At 59.2% G+C, this 331-nt stretch carries 1 protein-coding gene; it reads left to right on the top strand.

What is annotated here, in order from left to right; genetic code table 11:
- Positions 1 to 77: 77 nt before the first annotated feature.
- Positions 78 to 331, top strand: a 254-nt coding sequence (locus A3709_RS19690; RefSeq protein ID WP_156507873.1) for a DUF3604 domain-containing protein, incomplete at its 3' end; no start/stop codon positions are given.

Below are 331 nucleotides of genomic sequence, written 5' to 3'. Positions count from 1 at the left end.
AGTCTCTCGACCAGCCGCGCATTTCGCACGCCCTTCAAGCGTCAGCGCGGTATTGTGCCGATGAGTAGCTTTGTTGAGTGGCGCACAGTGGCGGGGCGCAAGAGGATGTGGCCGGGGGGGACAACGGCGCCAGTGTTGACTTGAAGACCTGTGAACGCACAGGCGAAGGACATGCACAGTTGTGTAGTGTCTGGGAAGACCCTGCCTTTGACCCTGCGGCGAATGCATTCTACTACGCCCGGGCACTGGAGAATCCCAGCTGTCGCTGGAGTCAGTATCAGTGCAATGACGCCGGCGTGGACTGTGATGATCCCTCAACCATTACTGAGGG

The sequence above is a fragment of the Halioglobus sp. HI00S01 genome (genome assembly GCF_001635445.1).
In the GTDB taxonomy this organism is placed as follows: domain Bacteria; phylum Pseudomonadota; class Gammaproteobacteria; order Pseudomonadales; family Halieaceae; genus Halioglobus; species Halioglobus japonicus.
This window is presented reverse-complemented; position numbering and strand designations above follow the sequence as displayed.